Origin of the sequence: Endozoicomonas sp. ONNA2 (assembly GCF_024606365.1) — a bacterium.
GTDB lineage: Bacteria > Pseudomonadota > Gammaproteobacteria > Pseudomonadales > Endozoicomonadaceae > Endozoicomonas.
The window spans coordinates 1-1,368 of sequence record NZ_JAHHPO010000782.1; the positions used below are offsets into that span (position 1 = coordinate 1).

1 protein-coding gene is annotated in these 1,368 nt (G+C 45.0%); it reads left to right on the forward strand.

Annotation, left to right across the window (positions count from 1 at the left end):
- Positions 1-144: 144 nt before the first annotated feature.
- Positions 145-1,020 carry a primase-helicase family protein gene (locus KDK14_RS13850; protein ID WP_257265763.1) on the forward strand — a complete coding sequence of 292 codons (876 nt, stop codon included), beginning with the start codon at positions 145-147 and terminating at the stop codon, positions 1,018-1,020.
- The last annotated feature ends 348 nt before the right edge of the window (positions 1,021-1,368 follow it).

The following is a 1,368-nucleotide window of genomic DNA, read 5'->3' on the forward strand; positions in this document are numbered from 1 at the left end:
AAGCACGAATTCGTGATTCAATGAATGTCCGTACAGCCGATTCTAGCGCCCTGAGCAGAAGGCGACTGCTCCCTTTACCTTGCCCATATAGAAGACAATATCTGCAATGGAGATGCTACTGCCTACCACTATCTTCTGGACTGGATGGCTCACACCTTACAAAAACCAGAAGAGCTGCCCAGTGTTGCCGTTGTATTAATGGGCAGACAAGGTACTGGCAAAGGTGTATTCGTTAATGAATTCGGCAAAATCTTTGGTGATCACTTCAAGCAGGTATCATCCAGTGAGCAGCTGCTTGGGCGCTTTAATGCACTCCTGGCCGACAGTCTGCTGATATTTATGGATGAGGCCTTATGGGGAGGTGAGAAAAAACTTGAGGGGGTATTGAAAACCCTTATCACTGAAAGTCGTCGAACCATTGAGTTCAAGCATAAAGATATGGTCACCATGAACAACTATAACCGGCTGATTATGGCGACCAATAATGATTGGGCAATACCGGCTGGTGCAGAAGAACGTCGTTATTTTGTGCTTGCTGTCAGTGACCAGCGCATGCAGGATACGGCCTATTTCCAGACGATCACTGACCAGATGAATAACGGCGGTCGGGCTGCATTACTGAAAACTCTGCTGGAGCGGGATATCTCCAAAACAAATATCCGCATCGCACCAAAAACCAGAGCTTTGCTGCAACAGAAGGAAGAAACATTCTCTTCTGTCGAAGACTGGCTATATGGCAAACTCAAAGAAGGCCGGATTCTTGAGGGGCATGATTGCTGGGTAGCTGAAATCGACAAGCAGACACTTTATCGCAACTTTCAGGAGCAGATGGATGATAAGCATACCAGAGACAATGCTTTCCACCGACGGCTGAAACGATTATTACCGGGAGCCAGGGAGGAGAGACCCACTAATCAGTTCGGCCATCGTACCAGAGTACTCAAGCTGCCTCCCCTGGAGGAGTGTCGTTCGCATTTCGAAGCCCACTTGAACCAGAAAGTGGACTGGGAAGAATACTAACCAGTAATAAATAGCCATAAGATCCCGGGGCTGTCCAAGTTACCGGGATTTTTTATGCTTTTCACTTTTTTTAATCCTGCTGGCTGTGGGGGTATATATAAATTCTTTCTATTACTATTTCATATTTATAAATAAATTGGACACTTGGACTAAAAATTCACAAAAAATTTTCAGCTTCCTGAATACTGGCTTTTTATACATAGGAAGAGTTGGGAGTTGCTACTGATCGGCCAGTGCTCCCCCGAAAGTGGTTTTGCTATATCAATGGTGTGTTACGGCAGTTGAACCTAGTCAGGAATTGTCTAAAAACAACTTTCCTAATATGGACGGTATTACACAAAAAAATGT

What these genes read in the sequence shown, in the direction of transcription:
- KDK14_RS13850 (WP_257265763.1), top strand. Translation starts at nt 145, where the DNA reads ATGGCTCACACCTTACAAAAACCAGAAGAGCTGCCCAGTGTTGCCGTT.